We start from the raw sequence: 25056 nt of genomic DNA, 5'->3' as shown, positions 1-25056 counted from the left end.
AATCGGGGTTTCGACGTTTGAAAGACACCCGACTCCATGAGCACCGACCTGCTTGCCGGACTCAACCCGCCGCAGCTGTCCGCCGTCACCTGGCCCGCCAAGAGCGCGCTGGTCCTGGCGGGTGCCGGCAGCGGCAAGACGCGCGTGCTGACCACGCGCATCGCCTGGCTGCTGGGCACCGGACAGGTCAGCCCGGCCGGCATTCTGGCCGTCACCTTCACCAACAAGGCGGCGCGCGAGATGCACACCCGCCTCTCGGCAATGGTGCCCTACAACCTGCGGGGCATGTGGATCGGCACCTTCCACGGTCTGTGCAACCGCTTCCTGCGTGCGCATTGGCGCGATGCCGGGCTCCCTTCCACCTTTCAGATCCTCGATTCCGCCGACCAGCTGGCCGCCATCAAGCGCCTGCTCAAAAGCCTGGATGTCTCCGACGAGAAGTTTCCGCCCAAGGCCGTGCAGGGCTTCATCAACGGCAACAAGGAAAACGGTAACCGGGCAGCCGTGTTGTCGGCGCACGACCCCTACACCAAGAAGCTGATCGAGCTCTACGCCGCCTATGACGCGCAGTGCAACCGCGAGGGTGTGGTGGACTTTGCCGAACTCCTACTGCGCAGCTACGAACTCCTGTCGCGCAACGCCGCGCTGCGCGAGCACTACCAGAGCCGTTTTAGGCACATCCTGGTGGACGAATTCCAGGACACCAACCGCCTGCAGTACGCTTGGCTGAAGCTGCTGGCTGGCAGCGAGGCGGCCATCTTCGCCGTCGGGGACGACGATCAGAGCATCTACGCCTTCCGTGGCGCCGAAGTCGGCAACATGCGTTCGCTGCTCAATGACTTCGGCGTGAGCGAGCCGATCCGGCTGGAGCAGAACTATCGCTCGGTGGGCAACATCCTCGCCGCGGCCAATGCGCTGATCGAGCATAACGATGGCCGGCTGGGCAAGAACCTCTGGACCGACGCCGGGGAAGGCGAGCCGATCCGCCTGTTCGATGCTCCCTCAGATACCGACGAGGCCGTATTCATCGTCGACGAGGTCAAGGCACTGGCGCGCGAAGGCTGGAGCCTAGCGGACATGGCCGTACTGTATCGCTCCAATGCCCAGTCCCGGGTGCTGGAGCACGAACTGGTGCGCGCCGGGCTGCCGTACCGCATCTATGGCGGGCTGCGCTTCTTCGAGCGCCAGGAAGTGAAACATGCCCTGGCCTACCTGCGCCTTACGGCCAACCCCGACGATGACAATGCGCTGCTGCGTGTGATCAATGTGCCGGCCCGCGGTATCGGGGCGCGTACGGTGGAAAACCTGCAACTGGCCAGCCGTGAGCAGGGTATCTCGCTGTGGCAGGCCGCCTGCGCCGGTGGAGGGGGCCGTGCGGCCGCCAAGCTCGGCGAGTTCGTGCGCCTGATCGAAAGCCTGCGCCAGCGAGCGGAAACCCTGACCTTGGCCGAAACGGTCAGCCTGATCGTGGACGACTCCGGCTTGCGGGCAATGTACGAGGCCGATCGCAAAGAAGGCGAGGAGCGGCTGGAGAACCTGGACGAACTCGTCAATGCCGCGGCCGGCTTCTTCCCGGACGATGCCGATAACGCGGTGGTGGAGTTTCTCACCGCAGCCAGCCTGGAAGCGGGCGAACATCAGGCAGAGGCCGGTGAGGACGCACTGCAGCTGATGACGGTGCACGCCGCCAAGGGGCTGGAGTTCGATGCGGTGTTCGTTACCGGGCTGGAGGAAGGGCTGTTTCCGCACGAGAACAGCATGAACGATACCAAGGGCCTACAGGAAGAGCGGCGACTGATGTACGTGGCGGTCACGCGGGCGCGCAAGCGGCTGTACCTGACCTGCGCACAGAGCCGCATGCTGCACGGGCTGTCTCGCTACCCGATCCGCTCGCGCTTCGTGGACGAAATCCCCGTCAAGCTGCTGCGCATCCTGTCGGCACGCTCCAAGCCGGTGATGAGCCGGCCGGGCAGCGAGAAGGCGCCCTGGTTGGCCGATAGCCCCGGGATGGGTCACGCTCCGAGCCTGGGCGGGTTCCGGTTGGGGCAGCAGGTGGTGCATCCCAAGTTCGGCGCCGGCGTGATCGTGACCGGGGACGGCAGCGGCAGCGAAGTGCGGCTGCAGATCAACTTCGCCGAGCACGGGCTCAAATGGCTGGACCTGCGCTATGCCAAGCTCGAAACGGTAGACTGAGCCCTGCCCCGAACGGAGTCGGACATGAGTGCCTTGCCCCCGGAATCCACGTCGCTGCAGTCGCTGGTGGGACAGCGCGACCCGCGCGAGCCGCGCAACGATTACCAGAACCCGTTTGCCAAGCGCCTGTTCCTGGTGATCGACAGCGTGCCGGAGATGCAGCGGGCGCTGGCGATGACGCTGGCCTCCTTCGGCGCGGAAAAGGTGGAGTACGCCAGCAAGGCGGCCGATGCCCTGGCCAAGATGTCGCGCTTCGAATTCGACGTGGTGCTGTGCGACTACGATTTGGGTAACGGCTACGACGGCCTTTACCTCTTCGAGGAGGTGAAGGAGCGCAACCTCATTAAGCAGTCGTGCGTGTTCATGATCGTCACCGGCGAGCGCCGCGCCCAGCGGGTAATCTCGGCGGCGGAGCTGGGGCCGGACGACTACCTGCTCAAGCCTTTCACTGGCGAAGTACTGGCCGGTCGGCTGGAGCGTGCCATCCGCCGGCGCGAAGCCTTCCGCGCGGTGGACGAGGCGATCATGCGCCACGAATATCTGGCCGCCATCGATACCTGCAGCCGCAAGATCGCCGAGAAGGGCGAGTTCGCTCTGGATTTCATGAAGCTCAAGGGCTCGCTGGCGCTACGCATCGGCGATTACGACACCGCCCGCACGCTCTACATGAGCGTGCTGCGGCTCAAGACGGTGCCGTGGGCGAAGATGGGCCTGGCCAAATCCCTGACCGGCCTCAAGCAGTATGACGAAGCACGCATGCTGTTCGAGGAAGTGCTGGCCGAGAACGACCGGGTGATGGAAGCTTACGACTGGCTGGCCAAGCTGTACCGCAGCAATCATGCTCTCGAGGCGGCCCAGCAGACGCTGCAGACCGCCACCCGGCTGTCGCCGGTGGTATTGCGCAGGCAGAAGCAGCTGGCCGAGGTGGCCCTGCTCAACAAGGATCTGGACACAGCCGAGTCGGCAAGCCGCGAGACACTGGAGATCGCCAAATACACCTGGCATCGTCACCCCATTCACTATGCCCTGCTGGCACGGGTGCAGCTGGCACGGGGCGAGACCGGTAGCGCCACCCGCACGCTTGCCAGCCTGCGGCGCGACTACCGCTACAATGAGACGGGCGAATGGATGGCCACCGTCGTCGACAGCCAGATTGCCCAGCAGAGCGGCAATCGTCAGCGGGCCGCACAGTTGCTGTCCGAGGCGGAGAAGGGCTTTGACAGGTTGGCCGAAGACCTGCCGCCCGAGGCACAGATGGAGTTTGCGCGCACTTGCTACCAGCAGGGCCGCAGCGACAGTGGCGACCGGGTGATGCGCGATCTGGTGCGCAACCACCACGACGACGAGGCGCTGCTCTCCAGCATGGGCGACCTCTTCGACGAAGTGGGGCGTGGCGAGAACGGTCGCCAGTTGATCGCCGAGAACGTGCAGTCGCTGGTGGAGCTCAACAACCGGGCGGTGCGCGAGGCGCAGGCAGGCCAGCTGGAGGCCGCCATCGACCGCTTCCTCAAGGCACATGAAGAAATGCCCGCCAATCTGCAAGTAATGCTCAACCTGGTCAACGCCATCATGGCCTATGTGCACCAGAACGGCTGGCACGAAAGCCACATGCGCCGCGCCCAAGAGCTCTTGGTGCGGGTGCGCGAGCAGGCGCCCACCAACAACAAATTCCAGAAGCTGCTGCAGGCGTGGCGGCTTCTGGTCGAGAAATTCGGGCGGCCGCAGTGGATGGTGTAGCGCTGCGCGTCCTTCTGGTGGACGACGAGCCCTTGGCGCGGCTTCGGCTGAGACAGCTCCTGGGCGACTGCGGTGCCTGCGTGGCGGGGGAGTGCGCCAGCGCCGAATCCGCCTTGGCATGGCTGGCCACGAACGAGGCTGATGCCGTGCTGGTGGACATCGGCATGCCTGGTACCGACGGGCTCGCCTTCAGCCGACACATGGCGACACTGCCGCGTCCGCCCTCCGTTATTTTCGTCACTGCACACGACCAGCACGCGGTGGAGGCTTTCGAGCTGGGCGCGGTCGACTATCTGCTCAAGCCGGTCCGGCGCGAGCGGCTGGTGCGTGCGCTCGAGCGCGTGCCGGCTCGTCCGCAGCCCAGCGGCGGGGCTTTCCGGGTGCGCGGACGCAACCGCCTGTTGCTGGTGCCTTACGATGCCGCCCGGTTCCTGCGCGCAAGCGAGAAGTACGTCGAGCTGCACGCGGTGACCGGCATGTACCTGCTGGACGAACCATTGGTGGTACTGGAGGCTCGTCTGGGGCCGCTGGCGCTGCGCATCCATCGCAACTGCCTGGTGATGCGGCAGGCCCTGCGGGGTCTGTTGCGCCCGGGCAACAACACTGACGAAGGCTGGTTGGTGCAGCTTGAGGGGCTGGATGAGCCCCTGCCCGTCAGCCGGCGTCAACTGGCGCATGTCAAACAGGCGTTTGAGGGTGCCCGCCACGCGTTCGATTGAAGTCCCGCTGCGTGTCATCCATTCGTAAGTAAAAATACCTAAACGGGGTGCGTGCCCTTTCAATGGTTGTCAATTGTCCTAGAATCCCCCCTTCACCCTGGCATCTTTCTACGGTTCTTCCCTTCTTTCATGAACAAGCGCGGGCATATTGCGGGCTGTATCGTGGCGTGGGCTGTCCTCAGCCTCGCGGCTTCGCTCGCCTTCGTCTCGCGTGCGGTTCATCTGGCTGAAGAGGCTTTTGCCAGCCGGGCCAACCGTTATGCCGAACAGGTGGCCCAGCGCCTCCTTACCAACGATGCGGTACTGGAAAACTATGCCGCCTTCGTCTCCCTGGACTCCGAAGCTACCCAGAGTGAGGAGCGCACCTTCATCCGCCAGCTGCTTTACCGGCATCCGCATATCGAGGCCATGCTGCGCCTGGACCGTGTCCGTCAGGGCGAGTTGGCGGCCTATGAGACCGGCGTGCGCCTGCGTGACGACCCCACCTTCGCCGTGCGTGGCTATGATCTGGACCACCAGCGTTATTTCGAACCCTTGCCGGAAAAGCCGGATTACTTTCCCGTCGTGCTGGTGGAACCGCCTACCGCCAGCGCGCTGCGGCTGCTGGGCGTGGACGTGAGTTTCAACAGCCGCTGGCGGGATGCACTGCTGACCACAGTTCAGGCGGGCCGCCCGGCCGCCTCTCCGCCCTTTCCGCTGGGTGCGCAGCGCGGTCCCGCCTACCTGCTGGTGCGGGCCGTCACCTTCCCCCGTGAGGAAGCGGTGGGGCCTTCGGTACGTGCGCGGCATCTGGTCGGCATGCTGGTACGGGCGGACTTCTTCGGCCAACTGCTGCTGCCGCTGCCACGCGGCCTGCAGGTGGATGTGAGGCTACAAGCGCACCAGAGCGGCGGCGACCAGCCGGTACCACTGTTGCGGCGGGGCAGCAGCCAGGGTTCGCTGGTCGAAGAGCTGCTCTTTCCACGACTGGAATGGCAGCGCACGCTGGGCGGCGATGCCCAGCCGGTCGAGCTGCGCTTCGTGCAGCAGCTGGGCTGGTCGGCCATCGGCCCGAGCGAGTGGGCGGGGATGACCGTCAGCGCGGTGGCGGCCTTTTTTCTGGTAGCGTACGTGCGGCGTCGTTACCGGCATCATCAGGATACCCTCCGGGCCCGCGAGAACTGGCTGACCTATCTTGCCCATCATGATCGCCTGACAGGCCTGCCCAACCGAAACTTGTTCTACGATCGGCTCCAGCACGCCATCTCACGGCTGCGGCGCAGCGAGCAGCGGCTGGCCGTGCTGTTTCTCGATCTGGACCGCTTCAAGCCGGTCAACGACCTTTACGGCCATGCGGCCGGCGACAGGGTGCTGCAGCTTCTGGCCGCACGGCTGGAGGGCGCGGTGCGCGAAGCTGATACCGTGGCCCGGCTGGGGGGGGACGAGTTTGTGGTGCTGGTGGAAGATGTAGACCACCAGTACGAGGTGGACCAACTGATTGCCCGTCTGAAGGGCCTGATCGAGGCTCCTTACGAGTTTGACGGAATGGCGGTGCGTATCGGCGTCAGCATCGGTCTGGCCTATTATCCGGAAGATGGGCTGCTGATCGACGAACTCCTGGCAGCCGCCGACCGCAGCATGTATGGCAAAAAGCAGCACCGGCCCTTCCCGGATGCACTTTTAGCCAGCGAGGACGAGGCGCCAGAGGACGTAGACCACAAAACCGGCCACGATCGCCAGTAGGGTGTGCCGACTGCGCAGCGCCACAAGGCCCGCCGCCAGCGTGCCCGCGAGATAGGCATTGTCCCATCCGATGTCCAGCGTGCCCCGGGGGGCCAGCGCCATCGGTACCACCAGTGCCGACAGCACGGCCGGCGGTACGTAGTGTAAGGCTTCGTGTAGCCAGGCAGGAAAGCGCAGCCCGCGTCCGAACACGAGAAAACTTGCGCGGATCAGGAAGGTCAGCACGGCCATGCCGGCCAGCATCCAAAAGGTCGTCATGTTCTGCTCCTCCGGCTAGCGTACCGAACGGCCATGGCGGCGCTCATTCCGCCGGTCACAGCTACGATCAGATCCAGCTTGTAGGGCCAGCCACGACACAGCAGTGCCAGCACACCCGCGGTGGCCGCAGCGGCCAGGGCCGGACGCTGACGCAGTTGCGGCGCCACGATGGCCGTAAAGGTGGCCACCATCGCAAAATCCAGCCCCCAGTCCGCCAGCCCCGGTACTGCCTTGCCCAGCACGATGCCCACCAGCGTGAAAAATTGCCAGTTGAGATACATCGCTAGAGACGAGCCAAGCTGATAGGCCGCGGCGCCGGCTTCACCGCGCGTACGGAAGCGATGCTCGACTACGGCGAAGGTTTCGTCGGTGAGCCAGAACGCCAGCGCGGCCCGCCAGCGCAAAGGCCAAGTACGTGCGGTGGGCAGCAAAGTGGCACTGTAGAGGGCGTGGCGCAGGTTGATGATGAAGGTGGTCAGCCAGATGACGGGCAGGACGGTGCCCGCGCTCACCAGGCTGACCGCTACGAACTGCGACGAGCCGGCATACACCAGCAGTGACATGGCCTGGGCGGCCCAGGGCGGCAAGCCGGCCCCGACGGCCAGTGTGCCGAAGATCACTCCGAAGGGGGCTGCACCCACCAGCATGGGAAGGGTATCGCGCGCCCCCGCCAGACAGTCACGGGTATTGAAAAGAGAGGACATGGCAGTGGTCGGCAGGATAAAGGGCCAGCCTAGCGCGAGCGCTCGGCGTTGTCTTGAACGATCTTGCGCTTACGGCCGGTTCATTGTTCGGTAGAGGCCAGGAGGCAGGCCCACTACCTGCCGAAAGGCCCGGCTGAAGTGGGCCTGGTCGGCAAAGCCCAGGAGAAGGGCGACCTCGGCAGGAGACTTGCCCGCTGCCAGAAGCCCCCGGCTGCGGGCAATCCGCAGCTGGTTGCGCCAAGCCACTGGTGGCAGACCGAAGCGTGCCCGGAACTGCCGGCTGAAATGGTAGACCGACAGACCGCTGGCGGCCGCTACCTCGGCCAGGGACAGGTTTTCGGCCAACCTGTCGGCCAGGAGCGCGCGTGCGGTGTCGAGACGATGTCCGGCATCGGGGGTATCGGTCACCCGGCAGCGGCCATAGCGCAGCAGCAGTGCGGTCAGCGCCTGGTAGAGGCGGGTTTCACGCAGGAGACGGTCCGGTTCGCTTTCCAGGGCCTGGTGCGCCAGAGCCAGCTGGTGCGCCAAGGGCGGATCGTGTACTAGCACTTCTCCAAAGTCCGGCACGCTGCCGGGGCGGCCGGTCAGCATCTGGGCAATGTCCGCCAGCAGCGCCGCCGGCGGATAGAACACGCGATAGGCCCAGCCTTCTTCCACCCCCGCCTCCCCGGTGTGCACCTCCCCGGGTTGGATCAATGAAATCATGCCTGGCCCCGCACGGCGCAACCCGCCTCGGTGGTGGTAGGTCTCCACGCCGTCTGTCAGTACCGACAGCACGTATTCCTCATGAAAATGCGGGACGAAGCGATGCGCCACATAATGCGCACGCAGACACTCCAGCGGCAGCAGGTCGTGGTTGTGGAAGAAACGGGCAAACTCGGCTGGGGCGTTCATGGGACAGAGGACAAAGGGGCCGGACGATTGTGCGATGCACAGCGGTATGCGGCAAGCGGGGCCTGCCGGCGCGACACTATGTCGCACGGCAGAACGGGTGGCCTGTGTTAGCTTAGGCGCTCCCGTTTCTCACAGGAAAGCCTGCGCATGAAGAAAACCCTGCTGATCCTGGCCGGCCTCGCGCTGAGCCTGCCCGCCCTGGCCCATGAATACACAGTTGGCGCCCTCAAGATCGGCCACCCTTGGAGCCGTGCCCTGCCGGCCGCCAGCCAGAACGGCGCCGCTTATTTCAGCGTCGACAACCCTGGCAGCGAACCCGATCGCCTGCTGTCCGCCAGCACACCGCGCGCGCAGCGGGCCGAACTGCACAACCACATCAACGACAATGGCGTGATGCGGATGCGTCAGGTGCCAGACGTCGCCGTGCCCGTCGGGCAGAAGGTCAACTTCATGCCGGGCAGTCTGCACGTGATGCTGATGGGACTGACGGCGCCGCTGAAAGTGGGCGACCGCTTCCCGATGACGCTGCGTTTCGAGAAGGCCGGGGAGGTGACGGTGGACGTAGTCGTCCAGGCCGATGCGCCCGCCGTGGGCGCACACAGCCACTGAAACCCGCCAAACCTTGGCCTAAAACAAAAGCCGCCCCTCGGGGCGGCTTTTTAATGGCGGCTGTTTTGCCTAGCGGCCCTGCAACACGGCAGCCCGTGCGGCCACGGCAGTATCGGTGTAGTCGCTGAACACCCCGTCCACCCCCAGCCGGAAGAAAAGACGGTATTCCTCGGCCGGGTCCCCGCCGAAATTGGCGGCCAGCAGCTTGGCTTCGTTGCGGAAGGTGAAGGGATGAACGAACAGACCGGCACGATGTGCATCGCGCACCAGTGTGGTGGGCTCCATCAGCGTCATGTCCCGCTGGTCGACGACGCTGTCGCCGTTCACATCCATGGCTTTGCCGGTCTTGGGGTCCACCATCGCCTGGTAGGAGACAATAAACGGCTTCCAGGGGCCGATGCCATCGGCAAAACGACGGATTTCCTTCAGCGCTTCCGGCTTCACCATGTCATTGAAGGTGCGCTTATCGCCAGAGACGACAAAGTCGTAGGGCTGTACCGGGGCAATGGTGCCGTCCGGACGCACGTCATCCGCATCCAGCAGAAACACCTTCTTCACCGGCGTCATCTTGGACAGGGCCTTGAGGTTGGCGGTCTCGAACGACTGGATGATCACCGGCGCATCACGCCGGTTCAGCCGATACTTGTCCAAGAGGGCCACCAGCTTGGCCTCCAGTGGCAAGCCGAGCGACTGGTGCCAGGTGGGGTGCTTGGTCTCGGGATAAACGCCGATGGGGCGGCCCAGGTCACGCGACAGTTTCTCGCGCAGCTGCAGGATTTCCTCGAAGGTGGGGATCTGGAAACGTCCGTCGAATTCCTTGGAGCGGTCGCTGCGTGGTTGCACAGCGCGCAGCGTCTTGATTTCGGCCAAGGTGAAGTCGCTGGCAAACCAGCCTTCCTCGTCGTGGCCATCCACTTTCACCGTGCGCTTGCGGTCGGCGAACTCGGGATGCTGAGCCACGTCGGTGGTGTCCTTCAGGTTGGGCTCGTGCCGGGCGATCAGCACGCCATCCTTGGTGGACACCAGGTCCGGCTCGATGTAATCGGCCCCCATCGCTGCGGCGCGTGCGTAGCCTTCCAGCGTATGGTCGGGCATGTAGCCCGATGCACCACGATGGGCAATTACCAGCGGAGCCTGGCCCTTGAGCGTGGGCAGGCGCACCGGTTGGGCGGCCAAGGCCGATGTGGCGGGTACGGCAAGGGTGGCCAGCACGGCGGCCGCAATCAGTTTGGTCATCTAGGCTTCTCCAGGCAGGTCAAACCGCGCAGAGTCTGTCAGCAGAAAATGACACGCTCATGACAGTGCGCCTGATGGGTATGTGGGGAAAACTGCTACACAATGGAAAAAAAACCGCATGCAGGCTAAGCTCAACCGATGATTTCCGCCGCACTCTCCCGCCTCGCCCGTCCCTTCGGCCATCCGCTGGTGCTGGCCGGGCTGCTCATCGTGCTGGGCCTGGCCGGCAGCTGGGTGGTGGTGCGCGAGGCCGTCCACCAGAGCAACCAGGCCTTCCGCCAGCAGACCGCCAGCCTGCTCGACCATGGGCTGCTGCACCTGCGGGACACTCTCAGCGCCTCGGCGGCGGAGTACGCCGTCTGGAACGACATGTACGCCGCCACGCTGGGGCCGGCTCCAGATTTCCGCTGGTTGCGCGAGAATTTCAACGGGTCAATCCAGCGTAACCTCAAGATTCAGCTCGGGCTGGTGGTGGACGCGGAAGGGCGGGGACTGTACGCGGTACATGATGGCGCAATCGTTGAATATCCGCAGGAGCTGCTGCGGCTCACGCCGATGCAATGGCAGACACTGTTCCGCATGGCACGCCGGTACGATGCTATGGGCAAGGACGGTTTTCCGACCACGCTGATCCGCCAGCGCACGGTGGACCCCATCACCCGCCAACCTCGGGTGCGCATCCTGATGCTGGCCATCCTGCCAGTCGTTCCCGAGACCGACGACCGGCCGGCGCCCGCCGAAGCCCGCTACCTGCTCTTTGCCCGTGAGATCGATCCCAACATCCTGTCCGACCTGATGCGCGATCATCAGCTCACCAGCCTGGAACTCAGCTTCGGCCCCGGCCGTCCTGGGCTGGAGCGCACCGTGCTGCGTGGACTCAACAACGAAACCGTCGGCTATCTGGACTGGACGCTGCCACTGCCGGGCACGGCCCTGATGCAGTTTCTGGCACCGCGTCTAGCTGTACTGGGGGCGGCGATGCTGGCGCTGGCTCTGCTGATCGTTCGCGTGGCCAGCCGTCTGCGCGAGCGCCAGCAGGCCACCTTCCGCCGTTTGGCGGCCCAGGGGCAGGCCTTGCGCCAGCTGGTGGCCCAGCGCCGTGAGGATGGGGCCCAGATGGAGGGCTACCTGCAGGCTCTGGCGCAGATGCTGGCCGATACCCTGCAGGCCTCGCGCGTCAGTGTCTGGCGTCATTACCCGGAGAACAAGCGCCTGCTGTGTCTGGCCGGGTATGACCACGATGCCGGTCGTGCTTTCTCTCAGGCCACCTTGGCCGAAAGCGAACACCTGTCCTACGTGGAGATCCTGCAGACGCAGCGCTTTCTCGCATCGGTCGATGCCCAGAACGACGAGCGCCTGCTGAGCTTGCGCGCGTATCTGCGCGAGCATGGGGTGCACAGCCTGCTGGATGCCTCGGTGATGCTGGCGGGCCAGCATAGCGGCCTGATCTGTGTGGAAACCCGCCTGCCGCGGGACGCCTGGTACCCGGACGAGATCAACTTCGTCTGCTCTACCGCCGATGTCGTGGCACTGGTGCTGGAGTCCGGTGCACGCGTGGAGGCCGAGGGCGAGCTCTACCGGCACCACTACTATGATCGGGTGACCGGCCTGCCCAACCGCACCCGTCTCCTGATGGAGCTGGAAGAACTGACCACCCAGGGGGATACCGAAAAGCCGTTCGGCTGCCTGATCTGTGCCCTTGAAGGGATGGCCAACATCAACGACCTATACGGCCGTGAACGCGGGGACCGCATGATCATGGGGCTGTGCGAGCGGCTGGAGTCCCTGGCCGAGCGGGGTGAACTGGTGGCCCGTCTTGCCGACAATCGCTTCTGCCTGGTCGTGCTCGGAGACGACGAGGACGCCATTCTCCATCGGGTGAACCGGGTGGTGGACGAGCTGAACCTGCCGATTGAGCAGGGCAACGGGCTGCTGTCGCCGCGGGTCAATGCCGGCTGCGCACTCTACCCCTCCGACAGCGAGGCTCCCCTGCGGCTGTTGGAACATGCCGAGCTCGCCCTGCACACCGCGCGCGAGCAGCAGGGCGGGGTGTGGGTGCGCTTCCGCGAGGAGATGAGCCTGCAATGGTCGCGGCGCCACCAACTGCTCAACGACCTGCGCCAAGCCATCAGTGGCCACGGCCTCTACCTGGCCTACCAGCCGTATGTCCATGCCCAGACCGCCGCGGTGCGCGGCGCCGAAGCGCTGCTGCGCTGGCAGCATCCCCAGCAGGGCACCATTCCGCCTTCCGAATTCATTCCGCTTGCCGAGGACAGCGGCCTGATCGTGCCCATCGGCGAATGGGTGCTGCGCGAGGCGTGCCACCAGGCAGCTCTGTGGCGGCGCCAGCTTCGCCCGGACTTCATGATCTCGGTGAACGTCTCCTTGCTGCAGCTGGAGGATATGCATTTCGCCAGCCTGGTGGAGTCGGTGCTCGACAGCACCGGCCTGCCGCCGTCGGCGCTGGAACTGGAGGTGACCGAAACGCTGGCACTGCGCCAGTCGCCGCAGATCGAGACCAACCTGGCCCTGCTCAAGACGTTGGGGGTACGCATGGCGATCGACGACTTCGGCACGGGGTATGCCTCGTTTAGTTACCTGCGTCGTTTCCCGGTCAGCAAGATCAAGATCGACAAGCAGTTCCTCGACCAAGTGCCCACCAATCCGCACGACGCCAGCATTGCCCGCATGATCATCACCATGAGCCATGCGCTGGGGGCGGAAGTAACCGGCGAAGGCGTGGAGAACGAGGCCCAGCTGGCCTTCCTGGCGGAAGCCGGCTGCCACTATGTTCAGGGCTACCTCTTGAGCCGTCCGCTCGACGTCTCCACCATGACCCACTACCTGACGGTTCATGCCCACCGTAGCCAGCGCCAAGGCGGCCCCACTGTCAACGGCAGCGTTGCATCGATGTGACATCGTGCGCCGCAGCAACGGGCGCGGTGTAGAGTGATTGCTTTACCAAGACGTCAGCCTCGACGACACTGGTGCCACAGGGAAGTCTGTAAGGAAGCGTTGCCTGGTCGCCGGCCCCCACCGTACGAAGCGCCAAGCTACACCTGGAGAAAACGATGGAGGAGGGGTGGTACGCCGCCCACACACAAAACAGTATGCCAGACGGGGGCCGGCGGCTTCTTTCCCGCAGCGGGTTTCGGTATCCTTGGCCGAACCCTTAGCGATCCTTTCCCATGCCTATCGCACCTTCTTCCCCACGCGTCCTGATCCGCTACTGCACCGGTTGCCGCTGGTTGCTGCGCGCCGGCTGGATGGCACAAGAGCTCCTTGTCACCTTCGAGAAGGATCTGGCCGAAGTGGCGCTCGCACCCGGGACGGGCGGCGTCTTCCGCATCGAGCTGGACGGTGAAGTCCTGTGGGACCGCCACGACGACGGCGGCTTCCCCGACCTCAAGCTGATCAAGCAGCGCATCCGCGACCGCGTGGCCCCGGAACGGCAGCTGGGGCACAGCGACCGCCCGGTCTGACCTTTCCTTGCCCGGCCTGCCGTTGTGACCAGGAAAATCATCCACGTCGACTGCGACTGCTTCTATGCCGCAGTGGAAATGCGCGATAACCCCGCCTGGCGCAGCATACCGCTGGCCGTGGGTGGCCGCCCCGATGCACGCGGAGTCATCGCCACCTGCAATTACATTGCCCGCCGCTATGGGGTGCGTTCGGCCATGTCTTCGGCACAAGCGCTCAAGCGTTGTCCGCAGCTGCTGATCGTGCCGGGCGACATGGCTCGCTACCGCGAAGCCAGCGCGCAGGTGACGGGGATTTACCGCGACTACACCGATCTGATCGAGCCCTTGTCGCTGGACGAGGCGTATCTGGACGTAAGTGGACAACCCCATCTGGGCGGCAGCGCCACGCTGATGGCGGAGGAGATCCGCCGCCGCATCCGGGAGGAGGTGGGCATCACCGCCTCTGCCGGCATTGCCCCCAACAAGTTTCTGGCCAAGGTAGCGAGCGACTGGAACAAACCTGACGGCCAGCTGGTGATTCGCCCGTGTGACGTGGCCGCCTTCGTGGCGGCCCTGCCGGTGGGCCGCATCCATGGGGTAGGGCCGGTTACCACGCGCAAGCTCAACAGTCTGGGCATCCTCACCTGCGCCGATCTGGCACGCTGGTCACTGGCCGACTTGGTGCGGGAGTTCGGACGCTACGGCGAGCGGCTGCATGCGCTGGCGCGGGGAGAGGATGACCGGCCGGTGAACCCCTCCCGAGTACGCAAGTCGGTGAGCGTGGAAGAAACCTATCCGACGGACCTGCCCGATCTTGAGCACTGTCTGGCCGAGTTGCCGCCCCTGATCGACCGACTGCGGGCGCGGCTGGTGCGGGCCGGGGAGCCGGCAGTGCGGGGGCTGGTGGTCAAGCTCAAGTTTGCCGATTTCACGCAGACCACGGTGGAGCAGTCGGCGCAGGGCGTGGAGCTGGCCAGGCTGGCCTGCCTGCTGGAAGCGGGTTATGCCCGGCAGGCGCAACCGGTACGGCTCTTGGGCGTAGGGGTCAGGTTGGCCGAAGAGGGCCAGCTGCCGAGGCAGCTGCCACTGTTCGACACCCTCTAGCGTCAGCCGTTGTGACCGGCGAGCAGCGTCGCCAGTTGGGCATCGCGGTCCGCCCAGGCGCGCGCCACGCTCGGGCGCTGCCGCAGCTGGTCGAGGTAGGCGGGCAGCCCCGGCAGCTGAGCCACCAGATCCTGGCTGCCGAGGCGGCGCGAGGCAAAGGAGAGCGCCGGTAGAATGGCTGCGGCGGAGATGTCCGCATAGCCGAAGCAGTCGCCGGCCAGCCAGGTGGATTCACTGGCACGGCGGCGTACCATCGCGGCCAGTGCCCGCTCGATGCCGGCCAGCGCTGCACCACGGCTGTCCTCGGACAGGGGTGCCTGGAACAGCAGGTGGTCGATCAGCGGTTTGCAGCTGCCAAAGGCGTACTGGTCCAGGAGCGTGGCCAGCTCGCGCGCCCGGGCCCGGCCGTTGGGGGTGGGCGGCAGCAGACTGGCCGTGGGGTAGGCATCTTCCAGCCATTCCAGGATCACCGTCGACTCCGCAATCGGATGGCCATTCACCTCCACATAGGGAATCTTCCCCATCGGGCTCTTGGCGAGAAAGGGCTCCTCCTGCGAGGGGGGCGCCAGCACCTCTTCGTAGTTCACGCCCTTCTCGATCAGCGCGATCTTGACCTTGTTGTAGAACGGGGAAATCGGGCTGCCGTACAGCGTGATCATGAAGCCTCCTCTGAACCGGCGCGCATGAACGCCGCTGGCGCCGATTATGCCATCACTTTGCTGCGGCCTGCGCCATCGACTGCGCCCGTGCCTGCAGCAGCTTCTGGATGATCGGTACCGCTTGGCGTGCGGCTTTCTCGCCTTCACGGATGGCCTGGCTGCGGGCCTCGAATGCGGCGGAGCCGATGTTCTGCACCTGTGGCCGGATGGTTACATCGGCCTGGCGCAGTTCCTGTACCAGTGCAGACACGTTCATGATGTTGAGGCTCTGGTCGAGGATGGTGAGGAAGCCGGTGGCGGCACCCGCCCGCGGCCGCGCGCTGATGTCCACCGCAATCACGAAGTCCGCGCCCATCTCACGTGCCGCCGACACCGGCACCGGGCTGACCAGGCCGCCGTCCACATACTGGCGCCGTCCGATCAGCACCGGCTGGAACACGTTGGGGATGCTGGCCGATGCACGCACCGCCTGTCCGGTGTTGCCGCTGCGGAACACCACCTTGCGGCCAGTGTCCAGTTCGGTGGCCACCGCGCCGAACGGCTTTTTCAGTTTTTCGATGGGACGGTTGCCCACCTCACGGTTGATGAAGCCGGCCAACCGCTCCCCCTTGATAAACCCGCGCGAAGAAATGACCAGGTCGGTCAGGTCGGTTTCGTCCAGCTGGGTGGCCTTCTTCTGCAGCGCCAGGCCACTGTAGCCCGAGGCGTAAAGGCTGCCCACCACGCTGCCGGCGCTGGTGCCGGTGACGATGTCCGGATAGATGCCGTTCTCCTCCAGCACCTTGATCACCCCCACATGGGCGAAGCCCTTGGCGGCGCCACCGCCCAGTGCGAGGGCCACTCGCGGCTTGGGCAGCGGCTTGGGCGCTGGTGGCGGCATCTGCGGAGGAAGGGTAGCGGTCGTCGGGGCGGCGGGGACGGTGGTGGACGGCGGAGTGGGCGAGTGGGTTGCACAGGCAGCCAGCCCCAAGGCCAGGGCCCAAGGTGCAAGGCGTACGGCTAAGCGTTTCATGGATCGTGTTTTGAATGTCGGAAAAGGAAAACCGGGTCCTACCGCACCCGGCCCGTCCAAAGGTTGGCCGAAGGGGCCGCCCCCGGTAAATCAGTCCGCGCGTGGCGGCGTGCTGCGTTCGAACTGGATCACCTGGCTGCCATCGGGCAGGCGATCGGCCTTCTTCGGTTGGCCGCGCCAGGCGTGTCCGTAAACGACCTCGTAGGTGGCCGGAAGTTTCCCATCGCGGCGGAACGTTTCATACGCCGCCTCCACCCGTTGCCAGGCATGCTTGCCCATCAGGCCGCGCTTGCGCCCGGCGGTGGCGTTGTGTGCACCGATCGCCTTCAGGTCCTGCATCACCGCGCGTGCCGTGTCGTAGGTGAGCACCAGTTTCTCCATGTCCATGACCGGCAGGGCAAAGCCGGCCCGTACCAGCGCATCGCCCAGATCGTGCATGTCGATGAAGCGGTTGACATGGGTGGCCGCGTCCAGACCACCGAACGCGGCATTGAGCTCCATCAGCGTGTCCGGACCCAGCGTGGAAAACATCAGCAGGCCATCGGGCTTGAGCACGCGCCGGAACTCGGCAAAGACCGTGTCCGGCTCGTTCACCCACTGCAGGGCGAGGTTGGACCAGATCATGTCCACGCTAGCGTCGGCCAGCGGCAGGGCCTCCAGGTCGCCGCACACCTGCCAGGGCGACACGCGGCCCAGCAGACGTCCAAAGAAGCCGGCCGATTCAGTCTGCTTGCTGCGCGAGGCCAGTAGCATGCCCGGGGCCAGGTCCAGTTCCACCACCCGCGCGTCCGTGTAGCGCTGGCGCAGGGCGGCCGCGCCATAGCCGGTGCCGCTGCCCGCATCCAGGATGCACAACGGGGTGGTCTTGATCATTTCCAGCCGCTCGGCCATGCGATCGGATACTTCGCGCTGCAGGACGGCCGCGGAATCGTAACGGCGTGCCGCCCGGTCGAAGGAAGCGCGCACACGCGCCTTGTCAGTGTAGAAGTCTTGGCTCATGCAAAAAGGTCCAGATGGGGGGCGAGTGCGGCAATGAAGTCGGACTCGTGTGAAAGGAATGGGGCATGCGAGGCCTGAGCGAACAGGTGCAGCCGGGCATCGGGCAGCGTGTGCGCCAGCCAGCGTGCTGCGCCGGTGGGAGTGATGGCGTCCCTGGCCCCAAAGAACAGCCCGGTGGGACAGGCGATCTCGGGGGCCACGGCACGTGCATCCGCTTCCAGCAGGGCCTGCAGCGCTGGCATCAGGCCCTGCGGTCGACCGTGTGCAAACAGCAGGGACTGCATCGCCTCCAGCGTCTGCCGGGCGTGCGGGGCCCCCAGCGTCTGCAACGCCAGGAAGCGGCGCAGCGTTCCCTCGAAGTCGGTAGCAAGGTTATGACCTACGGTTTCGATCGCCTCGCGCGGCTGGGCGTGGGGCCAATCGGCGCTGCGCACGAAGCGCGGGCTGGTGGCTACTAGTGATAGGCTGCGCACCGTATCCGGATGGCGGGCGGCCCAGTGCTGGGCCACCAGCCCGCCCAGCGACCAGCCCACCACCTGCACAGGCAGAGGGAAGGCGAGCGCCAACTGATCGGCGATCCGGGCGATATCGAAGGTGGCTTCGGCGGGGGTGTGGCCGTGGCCAGGCAGGTCCACCAGATGCACGGTCAGCCCGCTGTCTGCCAGGTACCGGGCCAGTCGGCTGAACACGCCACCATGCAGGCCCCAGCCATGAAGGAAAACGACGTCCGGGCCACGCCCCAGCGTTTCGGTATGCAGCATCATGCCCTGTCGCGCGCGGCTGGTTTCTCCAGCAGCGCAATGCGGAAGAAGCCGTTCAGCCCGGCGGCCTCCTCGTGGACCAGATGCAGGCCGGTCTGCGCCACGATGTCGGGCAGTCGCCGGTTGATGTCGGTGGCGATGAGGCGGGTTACCAGGTTGGCCGAAGCCCGCAGCAGCCCGGCACGGCGGTTTTTCTGCAGGAACTTGTCGAACACGATCGCGCGGCCTCCGGGCCGCAGTACCCGCTCCACCTCCCGCAGGCAGGCTACCGGATCGGGGACGACCGCCAGGATGAGATGCAGCGCGGCGGTGTCGAACCCGTTATCGGCAAAGCGCAGCGCCTGCACGTCCATCACTTCGGCCTCGACCGGCTGGCCCAGCCGACGCGCCCGTGCGCGCAGGCGGTCGATCATGGCCGGGCTGATGTCCACCGCGTGTACCTTGCAGGCACGCGGGATGAACTCCAAGTCCAGGCCGGTGCCGGCGCCCACCAGCAGCAGCGGTGCATCCGGACGCGGCGCCAGCAGCTGCAGGGCACGCCTGCGCTGCGGAGCGAAGACCCGCGCCAGGCCATCGTAGAACGGCGCATACAGCGAGTAACGCCAGCGGTTGAAGCGGGTGGCCAGGTCAGGCATGGGCCATCCGCTCCGGCGTGCCCAGCCTAGCCCAGTCGATCTCGTCGGCCGGCGCTGGCCGCCCGAAGTAATAACCCTGCAGCTTGGCGCATCCCATATTGGTTAGCCGAGCCACCTGCGTGGCGGTTTCCACGCCTTCGGCGACCACGTCCAGCCCCAGCGCGGCGGCGAGCGCGAGGATGGCCCGCACGATCGCGGCCGACTCCTCCTTGCGGTCCACCTCGAACACGAAGGACTGGTCGATCTTGAGCACGTCGAAGCGGTAGCGATGCAGGTAAGAGAGCGCCGAATATCCGGTGCCAAAGTCGTCCAGCGCCAGTCGCACCCCCCGCGCCTGCAGGCGCTGCATGACAGTGGCGGCGGTGTCCGGCACGTCAATCAGCGCGCTTTCGGTCACCTCCAGATGCAGCATGGACGGCGGGAGGGCGTACTCGTCGATCAGCGTTTCCAGCCACTCCACCAGTCCTGTGTCGTGGAAGTTGGCCGAAGACAGGTTGATGTGCAGGGTGATGTTCTCGTCTACCCGCCCTTCGCTGCGCCACGTCGCCAGCTGGCGGCTGGCGGCGCGGATCATGTAGCGGTCCAGCCGCGTGATCAGGCCGCTCTCCTCCGCGATCGGCAGGAACAGGGCCGGACAGAGCAGACCGCGCGTGGGATGGCGCCAGCGTACCAGGGACTCGAAGCCGACCAGCCGGCCGCTGCAGGCGTCAACGAAAGGCTGGAAGTACGGCACCAGCTGTCCGTCCTCTTCCAGAGCCCGACGCAGCTCGGTTTCCAATGCCAGCTGGTCGGCCTGGTCGAGGCGCAGTTCGTGGTTGAACAGCGTGTAGCCGTGGCGGCCCTGCTGCTTGGTACGGTACATCGCGTGGTCGGCATCGCGCAGCAGCTCTTCGGCATCCCGGTAGTGTTCGCGATCCGCGATCACCACCCCGAGGCTGGCGGTGGTGAAGACCTCGCGCCCTGCGAGGATCACCGGCCGGTCGAATTCCGCCACGATGCGGCGGGCAATCTGCTCGCACCCTTCCAGGCTGTCCACATCGAAGAGCAGTACGGCAAACTCGTCACCCCCCAACCGGGCCAGGAAGTCCCCATGCCGCAGGCAATGGCGGATGCGGTTGCCTGCCTCGTGCAGCAGGTGATCACCAGCCAGGTGGCCCAGAGTATCGTTGACCAGCTTGAAACGGTCCAGGTCGATGAACAGCACCGCAAAGCGCGGACCGTGCGCGTGCAGAAATGCATCCCACGCGCCACGCAGCGTCTTGGCGAAGAAGGTGCGGTTTGGCAGGCGGGTCAGCGGATCGTGCTGGCTGTCGAATTCCAGCTGGGCATTGGCAGCGTCCAGTTCGCTGGTCCGGTCGCGCACCCGCTGCTCCAACTCGTTGTAGGCCACCTGCAGTTCTTCCAGCGCCCGCACCCGGGCCAAGGCGGTACCGATGTTGTTGGCCACGTATTCCAGCACTTCCTGGTCACGGTAGGTGTAGGCGGTGCGGGTGTCATAGCTCTGCACCGCCAGCACGCCTAGAAGGTCATTGCCACAGTAGAGCGGCACTCCCAGCCAGCTGTGTGGGGCTGGGTCGGCCTCTTCATGCGCCAAGGGGTTGTGGCTGCCGCGCTCGATCAGCAGGGCACGCCCGCTGTGCAGCACGCGCTCGATGCGGCCGCGCCCGGGGGGGCGCGGCGTGAGCAGGCGTGCCTGGGCATCGGCGCAATAGGGAAAGTGGATGAGGTTGGCCGCGCTGTCGTAGAGCGCTACGACACAGTTGCGCGCATCCACCAGCTCGGAGAGCAGGCGGTGCACCCCAGCCAGGAAGGCCTCCAGCGACAGGCTGGTGTTGGAGAGCTCGGCCACCCGGTAAAGCACGTTCTGGAACTGCTCGGCGCGCTTGCGCTCGGCTACCTCGGCACGCAGGCGGGCATTAACGCCTTCGAGCTCGGCCGTTCGCTGCCACACCTGGCGCTCCACCTGATGGCGGTAGAGCACACGATCCAGCGCGAAGCCGATGTGGCGGGCAATGAACAGAAAGCGTGCCTGCTCGCGCTGGGTGAAGGGCTGCCGGCCGTCACGGCTGGTGACCGCCGCGCCGATGACGGCACCGGAGGCCGCATACAGTGGCACACCCATCCAGTGCGCCGGCACGTGCCCGGGCAGAACCATGCCCTGCTCCTTGGCCAGGCTGCGCAGCTGAGCCGCGCCCAGCACCAGCATGTCGCCTTGACGCATCAGGTAGACGGTGGGGGATCCCGGGGGCTGGACGGCATAGGGTTCGGCCGCCGGGGTCTCCTGACCGGTTGCATCGATGTAGATGGGATAGCGGACCTGGCCGCTGTCCTCGTCGTAGAGCGCCATGTGAAAGTGCGGCGCATCCAGCATGCGTGCCATCAGCTGGTGCAGCTGGGCCAGGAAGGGTTCCAGCGCCGCGCACTCCCCTGCCAGGCGATTGATGTCCAGCAGGGTGTCGTGGGTGAGCCGGTTGAGCGTCTGCTCGGCGTACAGCCGTGCGGCTTCGAGGTGGCCGCAGAAGAGCGCCGCCACCTGCGACAGGCAGGCCGGCGCCTCGCCTTCCCACACCAGCCAGCCCAGACGGGTGCTGCCTGCCACGAGCGGCAGTGCCCCGAAGCCGGTTGCAACCGCCACACCACTTTCCAGTGACTCGGGCAGGGGCAGGTCGGTCTGAGGGCCGCTGGCATGTAGCCGCTGCCAGAGGCTGCCCAGCCGGGCCCAGACGGCCACGCTGGCCAGTCCGCTTTCAGCCAGCAGCACTTCTGCCGCCTGGCGTGCGGCATGTTCGAGCGAATGGATGTGTTCGGCCGGGCTGTTCATGGATTTATCATAGTCGTTGTTGGCCGCTGCGTCGGCCTGTGTGTGCGCCCCGTTCACAACAGGCTCTGGTGCAGCGCTTCGGCCAACCTTTCTATGTCTTCCGGCCGGTGTGCTGCAGACAGCGAGATCCTCAGTCGCGCTGTACCCTCCGGTACGGTGGGTGGACGGATGGCCGGTACCCGGATGCCTTGGGCCCTCAGCCGCTCCGCGCATGCCAGCGCCTGTGTGTTGGCCCCAATGATAAGCGCTTGTATCGGACTGCGCGAAGGAATTAGTTGCATTCCTAATGAATGCAGCCGCTGTTGCAGGTGATCGATGTGGCCGGCCAACTGCTGCCGGCGGTCGTCCGCGTCAGCGATCAGGGCCAGGCTTTCCGGTACCGCATGGGCCAGAGCAGGGGGCTGGGCAGTGGTGTAGATGTAGGTCCGTGCGGTGTTGACCAGCCAGTCCACCAGCAGCCGGCTACCGCCAACGCAGGCCCCGTAGAGGCCGGCGGCCTTGCCCAGCGTGGCCAGATGGATCAGGCGCGGACTTTCCAGCCCTGCGCCTGCCAGGCTGCCTCGTCCCCCGCCCCGTATTCCGAAGCCGTGCGCATCGTCCACATACAGCCAGGCATCGTGGCGCTCGGCCAACGCTAGCAGTGCCTCGAGCGGGGCTTCGTCGCCGTCCATGCTGTAGATGGCATCCACTGCGATCAGCCGGCTGGCGGCCGGGGTGTTCTTCAGCAGGTATTCCAGATGGTCCGGGTCGTTGTGGCGAAAGCGGCGGAAGGTGGCCCGTGACAAGCGTGCCGCGTCGTTGAGTGAGGCATGGTTGAGCCGGTCCCCGAACACCGCATCACCGCGCCCGGCCAAGCTGGTGATCACGGCCAGGTTGGCGCTGTATCCGGAACCGAACAGCAGCGCAGCTTCGTGCCCGGCATAGTCGGCAAAGGCGGCTTCCGCCTCTGCGTGGGCGCGGCTGTGGCCCGCCACCAAGTGCGAGGCGCCCGCGCCGCTGCCGTAGCGTGCCAAACCCGCCTCGATCGACGCAGCCAGCCGCGGGTGTGCCGCTAGGCCCAGGTAGTCGTTGCTGGCAAACGCCAGTGTGGGCGCACCGTCCAGCTGGCAGGCGGGTTGCTGTGGCCCGTCAAGCAGGGGGCGCCGTCTGAGGCGCCCTGCCTGTTCCAGCGCCGTCAGGCGGCTGCCGAGTTCGGAAGGGGTCATGCGACATCTTTCGCAGGTTGGCCGAAGGACCGCTCCGACGCAGGCTCAGAACGGCGAGAGGTCGAGTTTTGCCATGAGTGTGCGGTCAGCGTCCACTTCGGGGTTGCCGGTGGTCAGCAGCTTGTCGCCATAGAAGATGGAGTTGGCGCCTGCCAGAAAGCACAGCGCCTGCATCGCCTCCGGCATTTCGCGTCGGCCCGCCGACAGGCGGATGAAGCTGCGTGGCATCGTCAGGCGGGCCACCGCCACGGTACGCACAAACTCGGTCCAGTCCAGCGGCTCTGCCCCTTCGAGCGGTGTGCCGCTGACCTTCACCAAACTGTTGATCGGTACGGATTCCGGCTGTGGGTCGAGGTTGGCCAGCTGGGCGATCAACCCGGCGCGGTCGGTGCGGGTCTCGTTCATGCCCACGATCCCTCCGCAGCACACGGACAGGCCCGCACTGCGCACCTTGCCCAACGTGTCCAGCCGGTCCTCGTACTCGCGGGTCTGGATGATGTCGGCGTACTTCTCGGGCGCGGTGTCCAGGTTGTGGTTGTAATAATCGAGGCCAGCCGCCTTCAGCTTTTCCGCTTGGCCGTCCCGCAGCAGGCCGAAAGTGGCACAGGTTTCCAGCCCCAGCGCCTTCACTTCGCGAACCATGGCCAGCGTGGCCTCAAGATCGGCATCCTTCGGCCCCCGCCAGGCCGCACCCATGCAGAATCGCCCGGCGCCGTTGGCCTTGGCTGCCCGTGCAGCAGCTATCACTTCTTCCACCGTCATCATCGGTTGGTTTTCCACCGGCGTGTCGTGATGCACCGACTGCGGACAGTAGCCGCAGTCCTCGGGGCAGCCTCCGGTCTTGATGGACACTAGCGTCGAGAGCTGCACCTTGCTCGGATCGAAGAACTGTCGATGGATTTCGGCGGCACGGTATACCAGCTCCATGAAGGGCAGCGACAGAAGCTGCTCAACCTCTTCGGCACTCCACAGACCACTCTCCGGATGGAAGGTGGCTGGGGACTGGAAAACCATTGGGGACGATTGCATGATGGCTCCTGACAGGGAAAAGGGCTGTGCAATACACATCTATATAAAGAGTCGGAGGCATCGTGCCGTGAAGGGGTTTTTGCTGTCAAATATTGCTGGCATTGTTGTTGACAAGTGCTCTTTTTTTGAGCAAATTTGTGTGCTCTGCAAGTCATCACCCGCCCCCGGCGGACTCTGTCCGGCCTGTCTAGATATGCTTCCGCGTCACCCACAGAACCGTTGTCGGCACTGCGCGCAACCCATGCCCGCTCCGGGGGTGTGCGGCCATTGTCAGCGCCATCCGCCGTCCTTCGATGCCCTACACGTTTCATGGCAGTTTGGCTACCCCCTTTCCGGACTCATCCATGCTTTTAAATACGGAAAACGGCTGGAGCTGGCAGGGGTGTTGAGCCGCCTGATCGTGCCCCCAGTCTGCGAAAAAGGCTTTAAAATCGACTGGATATTCCCTGTTCCATTGTCAAAAGAACGACTTGCCGAGCGTGGGTTCAACCAGAGTGAAGAGCTGGCTCGGGCGCTCGCTGGTACAATGCAGATCCGGTTTTCGGCCAACATCTGTTGGCGAAAACGCAACACTCCCTTCCAGGCACAGCTCGAACGTGCCGAACGTTACCGAAATGTGAAGGATGCATTTGGCGTAAAACGCCGTCTGGACGGGCTTGACGTGCTGCTGGTGGACGATGTCGCCACGACGGGTGCTACCCTCTCAGCCTTGGCCGAAGCGGTCAAAAAACAGGGTGCAAGACGGGTCGAGGCATGGGTGCTCGCCCGCGCATGAACGCCGTTTACTTGACCAAATTTTTGATTAATTGAAACAATCCCCTCCGCCAACGATGTTCACAGTTGTTCTTTTTCAGCCGGAAATTCCGCCCAACACGGGCAATGTGATTCGTTTATGTGCCAACACCGGCTGTGAACTGCATCTGGTCAAGCCGCTGGGCTTCCCGCTGGACGACGCCAAGCTGCGCCGTGCCGGACTCGACTACCACGAGTACGCGCCGCTGGTCGTGCATGAAGATTGGGAAGCCTGCCTGCAGGCCCTGGCTGGCAGACGCATCTTTGCTGCCACGACCAAGGGTTCGGTAAGGCATGACCGGATTGGCTTTCGCCCAGGTGATGTATTCCTGTTCGGCCCCGAGTCTCGGGGTCTGCCCGACGCAGTGCTGGAAAGCCTGCCAACCGGGCAGCGCGTCAGGCTGCCGATGCGGCCTCACTCGCGGAGCATGAATCTCTCCAACGCCGTGGCCGTGACCGTCTTCGAAGCCTGGAGACAGAACGGGTTCGATGGGGGGAGCTGACAG

22 protein-coding genes are annotated in these 25056 nt (G+C 65.3%); 10 read left to right on the top strand and 12 right to left on the bottom strand.

Features of this window, described 5'->3' with window-relative positions:
* The first annotated feature begins 36 nt into the window (after positions 1-36).
* The 4 genes from EV669_RS03665 to EV669_RS03650 all read left to right on the top strand — a co-directional run bounded on the left by EV669_RS03665 (position 37) and on the right by EV669_RS03650 (position 6371).
* Positions 37-2193 (top strand): UvrD-helicase domain-containing protein, encoded by a 2157-nt coding sequence (locus EV669_RS03665; protein ID WP_132097904.1) that lies wholly within the window; start codon positions 37-39, stop codon positions 2191-2193.
* A 24-nt stretch (positions 2194-2217) separates the two neighbouring features.
* Positions 2218-3930, top strand: a complete 1713-nt coding sequence (locus EV669_RS03660) for a response regulator (protein WP_055433926.1) — start codon at positions 2218-2220, stop codon at positions 3928-3930.
* Positions 3918-4649, top strand: a complete 732-nt coding sequence (locus EV669_RS03655) for a LytR/AlgR family response regulator transcription factor (RefSeq protein ID WP_132098043.1) — start codon at positions 3918-3920, stop codon at positions 4647-4649. The genes EV669_RS03660 and EV669_RS03655 overlap by 13 nt, the downstream gene beginning before the upstream one ends.
* 162 nt (positions 4650-4811) lie before the next feature.
* Positions 4812-6371 (top strand): diguanylate cyclase domain-containing protein, encoded by a 1560-nt coding sequence (locus EV669_RS03650; protein ID WP_165922690.1) that lies wholly within the window; start codon positions 4812-4814, stop codon positions 6369-6371.
* Here EV669_RS03650 and EV669_RS03645 read toward each other — a convergent pair.
* The 3 genes from EV669_RS03645 to EV669_RS03635 form a co-directional block, all read right to left on the bottom strand.
* Positions 6309-6629: an AzlD domain-containing protein gene (locus tag EV669_RS03645; protein ID WP_054285242.1), complete on the bottom strand. Its 321-nt coding sequence runs from the start codon at positions 6627-6629 to the stop codon at positions 6309-6311. The genes EV669_RS03650 and EV669_RS03645 overlap by 63 nt on opposite strands.
* Positions 6626-7333, bottom strand: a complete 708-nt coding sequence (locus EV669_RS03640; protein ID WP_054285241.1) for an AzlC family ABC transporter permease — start codon at positions 7331-7333, stop codon at positions 6626-6628. Before EV669_RS03640 ends, EV669_RS03645 begins: the two co-directional genes overlap by 4 nt.
* A gap of 69 nt (positions 7334-7402) precedes the next feature.
* Positions 7403-8227, bottom strand: coding sequence for an AraC family transcriptional regulator (locus EV669_RS03635; RefSeq protein WP_318271299.1), 825 nt, complete (start codon positions 8225-8227; stop codon positions 7403-7405).
* A 147-nt stretch (positions 8228-8374) separates the two neighbouring features.
* Here EV669_RS03635 and EV669_RS03630 point away from each other — a divergent pair, with 147 nt between their 5' ends.
* On the top strand, positions 8375-8836 hold the full coding sequence (locus tag EV669_RS03630; protein WP_054285240.1) for a copper chaperone PCu(A)C: 462 nt from the start codon (positions 8375-8377) through the stop codon (positions 8834-8836).
* Between the two features lie 69 nt (positions 8837-8905).
* Here EV669_RS03630 and EV669_RS03625 read toward each other — a convergent pair whose 3' ends face one another.
* On the bottom strand, positions 8906-10072 hold the full coding sequence (locus EV669_RS03625; RefSeq protein WP_054285239.1) for a glycerophosphodiester phosphodiesterase: 1167 nt from the start codon (positions 10070-10072) through the stop codon (positions 8906-8908).
* Positions 10073-10210: 138 nt separating this feature from the next.
* On the opposite strand from EV669_RS03625, the gene EV669_RS03620 reads away from it, so the two are divergent.
* The 3 genes from EV669_RS03620 to dinB all read left to right on the top strand — a co-directional run bounded on the left by EV669_RS03620 (position 10211) and on the right by dinB (position 14637).
* Positions 10211-12988 carry a bifunctional diguanylate cyclase/phosphodiesterase gene (locus EV669_RS03620; RefSeq protein WP_132097902.1) on the top strand — a complete coding sequence of 926 codons (2778 nt, stop codon included), beginning with the start codon at positions 10211-10213 and terminating at the stop codon, positions 12986-12988.
* 272 nt (positions 12989-13260) lie between these two features.
* On the top strand, positions 13261-13554 hold the full coding sequence (locus EV669_RS03615; RefSeq protein WP_054285237.1) for a SelT/SelW/SelH family protein: 294 nt from the start codon (positions 13261-13263) through the stop codon (positions 13552-13554).
* A 24-nt stretch (positions 13555-13578) separates the two neighbouring features.
* Positions 13579-14637, top strand: a complete 1059-nt coding sequence (dinB, locus tag EV669_RS03610) for a DNA polymerase IV (protein WP_055433932.1) — start codon at positions 13579-13581, stop codon at positions 14635-14637.
* Between the two features lie 2 nt (positions 14638-14639).
* On the opposite strand, the gene EV669_RS03605 is transcribed toward dinB, so the two are convergent.
* The 8 genes from EV669_RS03605 to bioB all read right to left on the bottom strand — a co-directional run bounded on the left by EV669_RS03605 (position 14640) and on the right by bioB (position 23758).
* Entirely contained in the window at positions 14640-15296 is a 657-nt protein-coding gene (locus EV669_RS03605; RefSeq protein WP_132097901.1) for a glutathione S-transferase family protein, read from the bottom strand.
* Positions 15297-15348: 52 nt separating this feature from the next.
* Positions 15349-16308, bottom strand: coding sequence for a patatin-like phospholipase family protein (locus tag EV669_RS03600; RefSeq protein WP_132097900.1), 960 nt, complete (start codon positions 16306-16308; stop codon positions 15349-15351).
* 90 nt (positions 16309-16398) lie between these two features.
* The gene (gene bioC / locus EV669_RS03595) at positions 16399-17307 is read right to left on the bottom strand and encodes a malonyl-ACP O-methyltransferase BioC (RefSeq protein WP_054285233.1); all 909 of its coding nucleotides are present in this window, start codon (positions 17305-17307) and stop codon (positions 16399-16401) included.
* Positions 17304-18071, bottom strand: a complete 768-nt coding sequence (gene bioH / locus EV669_RS03590) for a pimeloyl-ACP methyl ester esterase BioH (RefSeq protein WP_132097899.1) — start codon at positions 18069-18071, stop codon at positions 17304-17306. Before bioH ends, bioC begins: the two co-directional genes overlap by 4 nt.
* Positions 18068-18703 carry a class I SAM-dependent methyltransferase gene (locus EV669_RS03585; protein ID WP_054285231.1) on the bottom strand — a complete coding sequence of 212 codons (636 nt, stop codon included), beginning with the start codon at positions 18701-18703 and terminating at the stop codon, positions 18068-18070. Before EV669_RS03585 ends, bioH begins: the two co-directional genes overlap by 4 nt.
* Complete coding sequence (locus tag EV669_RS03580) at positions 18696-21581, bottom strand: putative bifunctional diguanylate cyclase/phosphodiesterase (RefSeq protein WP_318271298.1); 2886 nt, start codon at positions 21579-21581, stop codon at positions 18696-18698. The genes EV669_RS03585 and EV669_RS03580 overlap by 8 nt, the downstream gene beginning before the upstream one ends.
* Positions 21578-22729, bottom strand: a complete 1152-nt coding sequence (gene bioF, locus EV669_RS03575) for an 8-amino-7-oxononanoate synthase (protein ID WP_132097898.1) — start codon at positions 22727-22729, stop codon at positions 21578-21580. Before bioF ends, EV669_RS03580 begins: the two co-directional genes overlap by 4 nt.
* Positions 22730-22774: 45 nt before the next feature.
* The gene (bioB, locus tag EV669_RS03570) at positions 22775-23758 is read right to left on the bottom strand and encodes a biotin synthase BioB (RefSeq protein ID WP_132097897.1); all 984 of its coding nucleotides are present in this window, start codon (positions 23756-23758) and stop codon (positions 22775-22777) included.
* Between bioB and EV669_RS03565 the strand changes: the two genes are divergently transcribed.
* On the top strand, positions 23757-24533 hold the full coding sequence (locus tag EV669_RS03565; protein ID WP_318271297.1) for a ComF family protein: 777 nt from the start codon (positions 23757-23759) through the stop codon (positions 24531-24533). The genes bioB and EV669_RS03565 overlap by 2 nt on opposite strands.
* Before the next feature lie 55 nt (positions 24534-24588).
* Positions 24589-25053 (top strand): tRNA (uridine(34)/cytosine(34)/5-carboxymethylaminomethyluridine(34)-2'-O)-methyltransferase TrmL, encoded by a 465-nt coding sequence (gene trmL / locus EV669_RS03560; RefSeq protein ID WP_132097896.1) that lies wholly within the window; start codon positions 24589-24591, stop codon positions 25051-25053.
* The last annotated feature ends 3 nt before the right edge of the window (positions 25054-25056 follow it).

It is taken from the genome of Gulbenkiania mobilis, from assembly GCA_004346645.1.
Lineage (GTDB): Bacteria > Pseudomonadota > Gammaproteobacteria > Burkholderiales > Chromobacteriaceae > Gulbenkiania > Gulbenkiania mobilis.
Note: the sequence above shows the minus strand (reverse complement) of the source record. Positions and strands in the feature narration are given on the sequence as shown.

Bases quoted from the DNA above. Each gene is read 5' to 3' on its own strand.
- EV669_RS03665 (WP_132097904.1), top strand. From the start codon at position 37: ATGAGCACCGACCTGCTTGCCGGACTCAACCCGCCGCAGCTGTCCGCC.
- EV669_RS03660 (WP_055433926.1), top strand. From the start codon at position 2,218: ATGAGTGCCTTGCCCCCGGAATCCACGTCGCTGCAGTCGCTGGTGGGA.
- EV669_RS03645 (WP_054285242.1), bottom strand. From the start codon at position 6,629: ATGACGACCTTTTGGATGCTGGCCGGCATGGCCGTGCTGACCTTCCTG.
- EV669_RS03640 (WP_054285241.1), bottom strand. From the start codon at position 7,333: ATGTCCTCTCTTTTCAATACCCGTGACTGTCTGGCGGGGGCGCGCGAT.
- EV669_RS03635 (WP_318271299.1), bottom strand. From the start codon at position 8,227: ATGAACGCCCCAGCCGAGTTTGCCCGTTTCTTCCACAACCACGACCTG.
- EV669_RS03630 (WP_054285240.1), top strand. From the start codon at position 8,375: ATGAAGAAAACCCTGCTGATCCTGGCCGGCCTCGCGCTGAGCCTGCCC.
- EV669_RS03625 (WP_054285239.1), bottom strand. From the start codon at position 10,072: ATGACCAAACTGATTGCGGCCGCCGTGCTGGCCACCCTTGCCGTACCC.
- EV669_RS03620 (WP_132097902.1), top strand. From the start codon at position 10,211: ATGATTTCCGCCGCACTCTCCCGCCTCGCCCGTCCCTTCGGCCATCCG.
- EV669_RS03615 (WP_054285237.1), top strand. From the start codon at position 13,261: ATGCCTATCGCACCTTCTTCCCCACGCGTCCTGATCCGCTACTGCACC.
- EV669_RS03605 (WP_132097901.1), bottom strand. From the start codon at position 15,296: ATGATCACGCTGTACGGCAGCCCGATTTCCCCGTTCTACAACAAGGTC.
- EV669_RS03600 (WP_132097900.1), bottom strand. From the start codon at position 16,308: ATGAAACGCTTAGCCGTACGCCTTGCACCTTGGGCCCTGGCCTTGGGG.
- bioC (WP_054285233.1), bottom strand. From the start codon at position 17,307: ATGAGCCAAGACTTCTACACTGACAAGGCGCGTGTGCGCGCTTCCTTC.
- bioH (WP_132097899.1), bottom strand. From the start codon at position 18,071: ATGATGCTGCATACCGAAACGCTGGGGCGTGGCCCGGACGTCGTTTTC.
- EV669_RS03585 (WP_054285231.1), bottom strand. From the start codon at position 18,703: ATGCCTGACCTGGCCACCCGCTTCAACCGCTGGCGTTACTCGCTGTAT.
- bioF (WP_132097898.1), bottom strand. From the start codon at position 22,729: ATGACCCCTTCCGAACTCGGCAGCCGCCTGACGGCGCTGGAACAGGCA.
- EV669_RS03565 (WP_318271297.1), top strand. From the start codon at position 23,757: ATGATGGCTCCTGACAGGGAAAAGGGCTGTGCAATACACATCTATATA.
- bioB (WP_132097897.1), bottom strand. From the start codon at position 23,758: ATGCAATCGTCCCCAATGGTTTTCCAGTCCCCAGCCACCTTCCATCCG.
- trmL (WP_132097896.1), top strand. From the start codon at position 24,589: ATGTTCACAGTTGTTCTTTTTCAGCCGGAAATTCCGCCCAACACGGGC.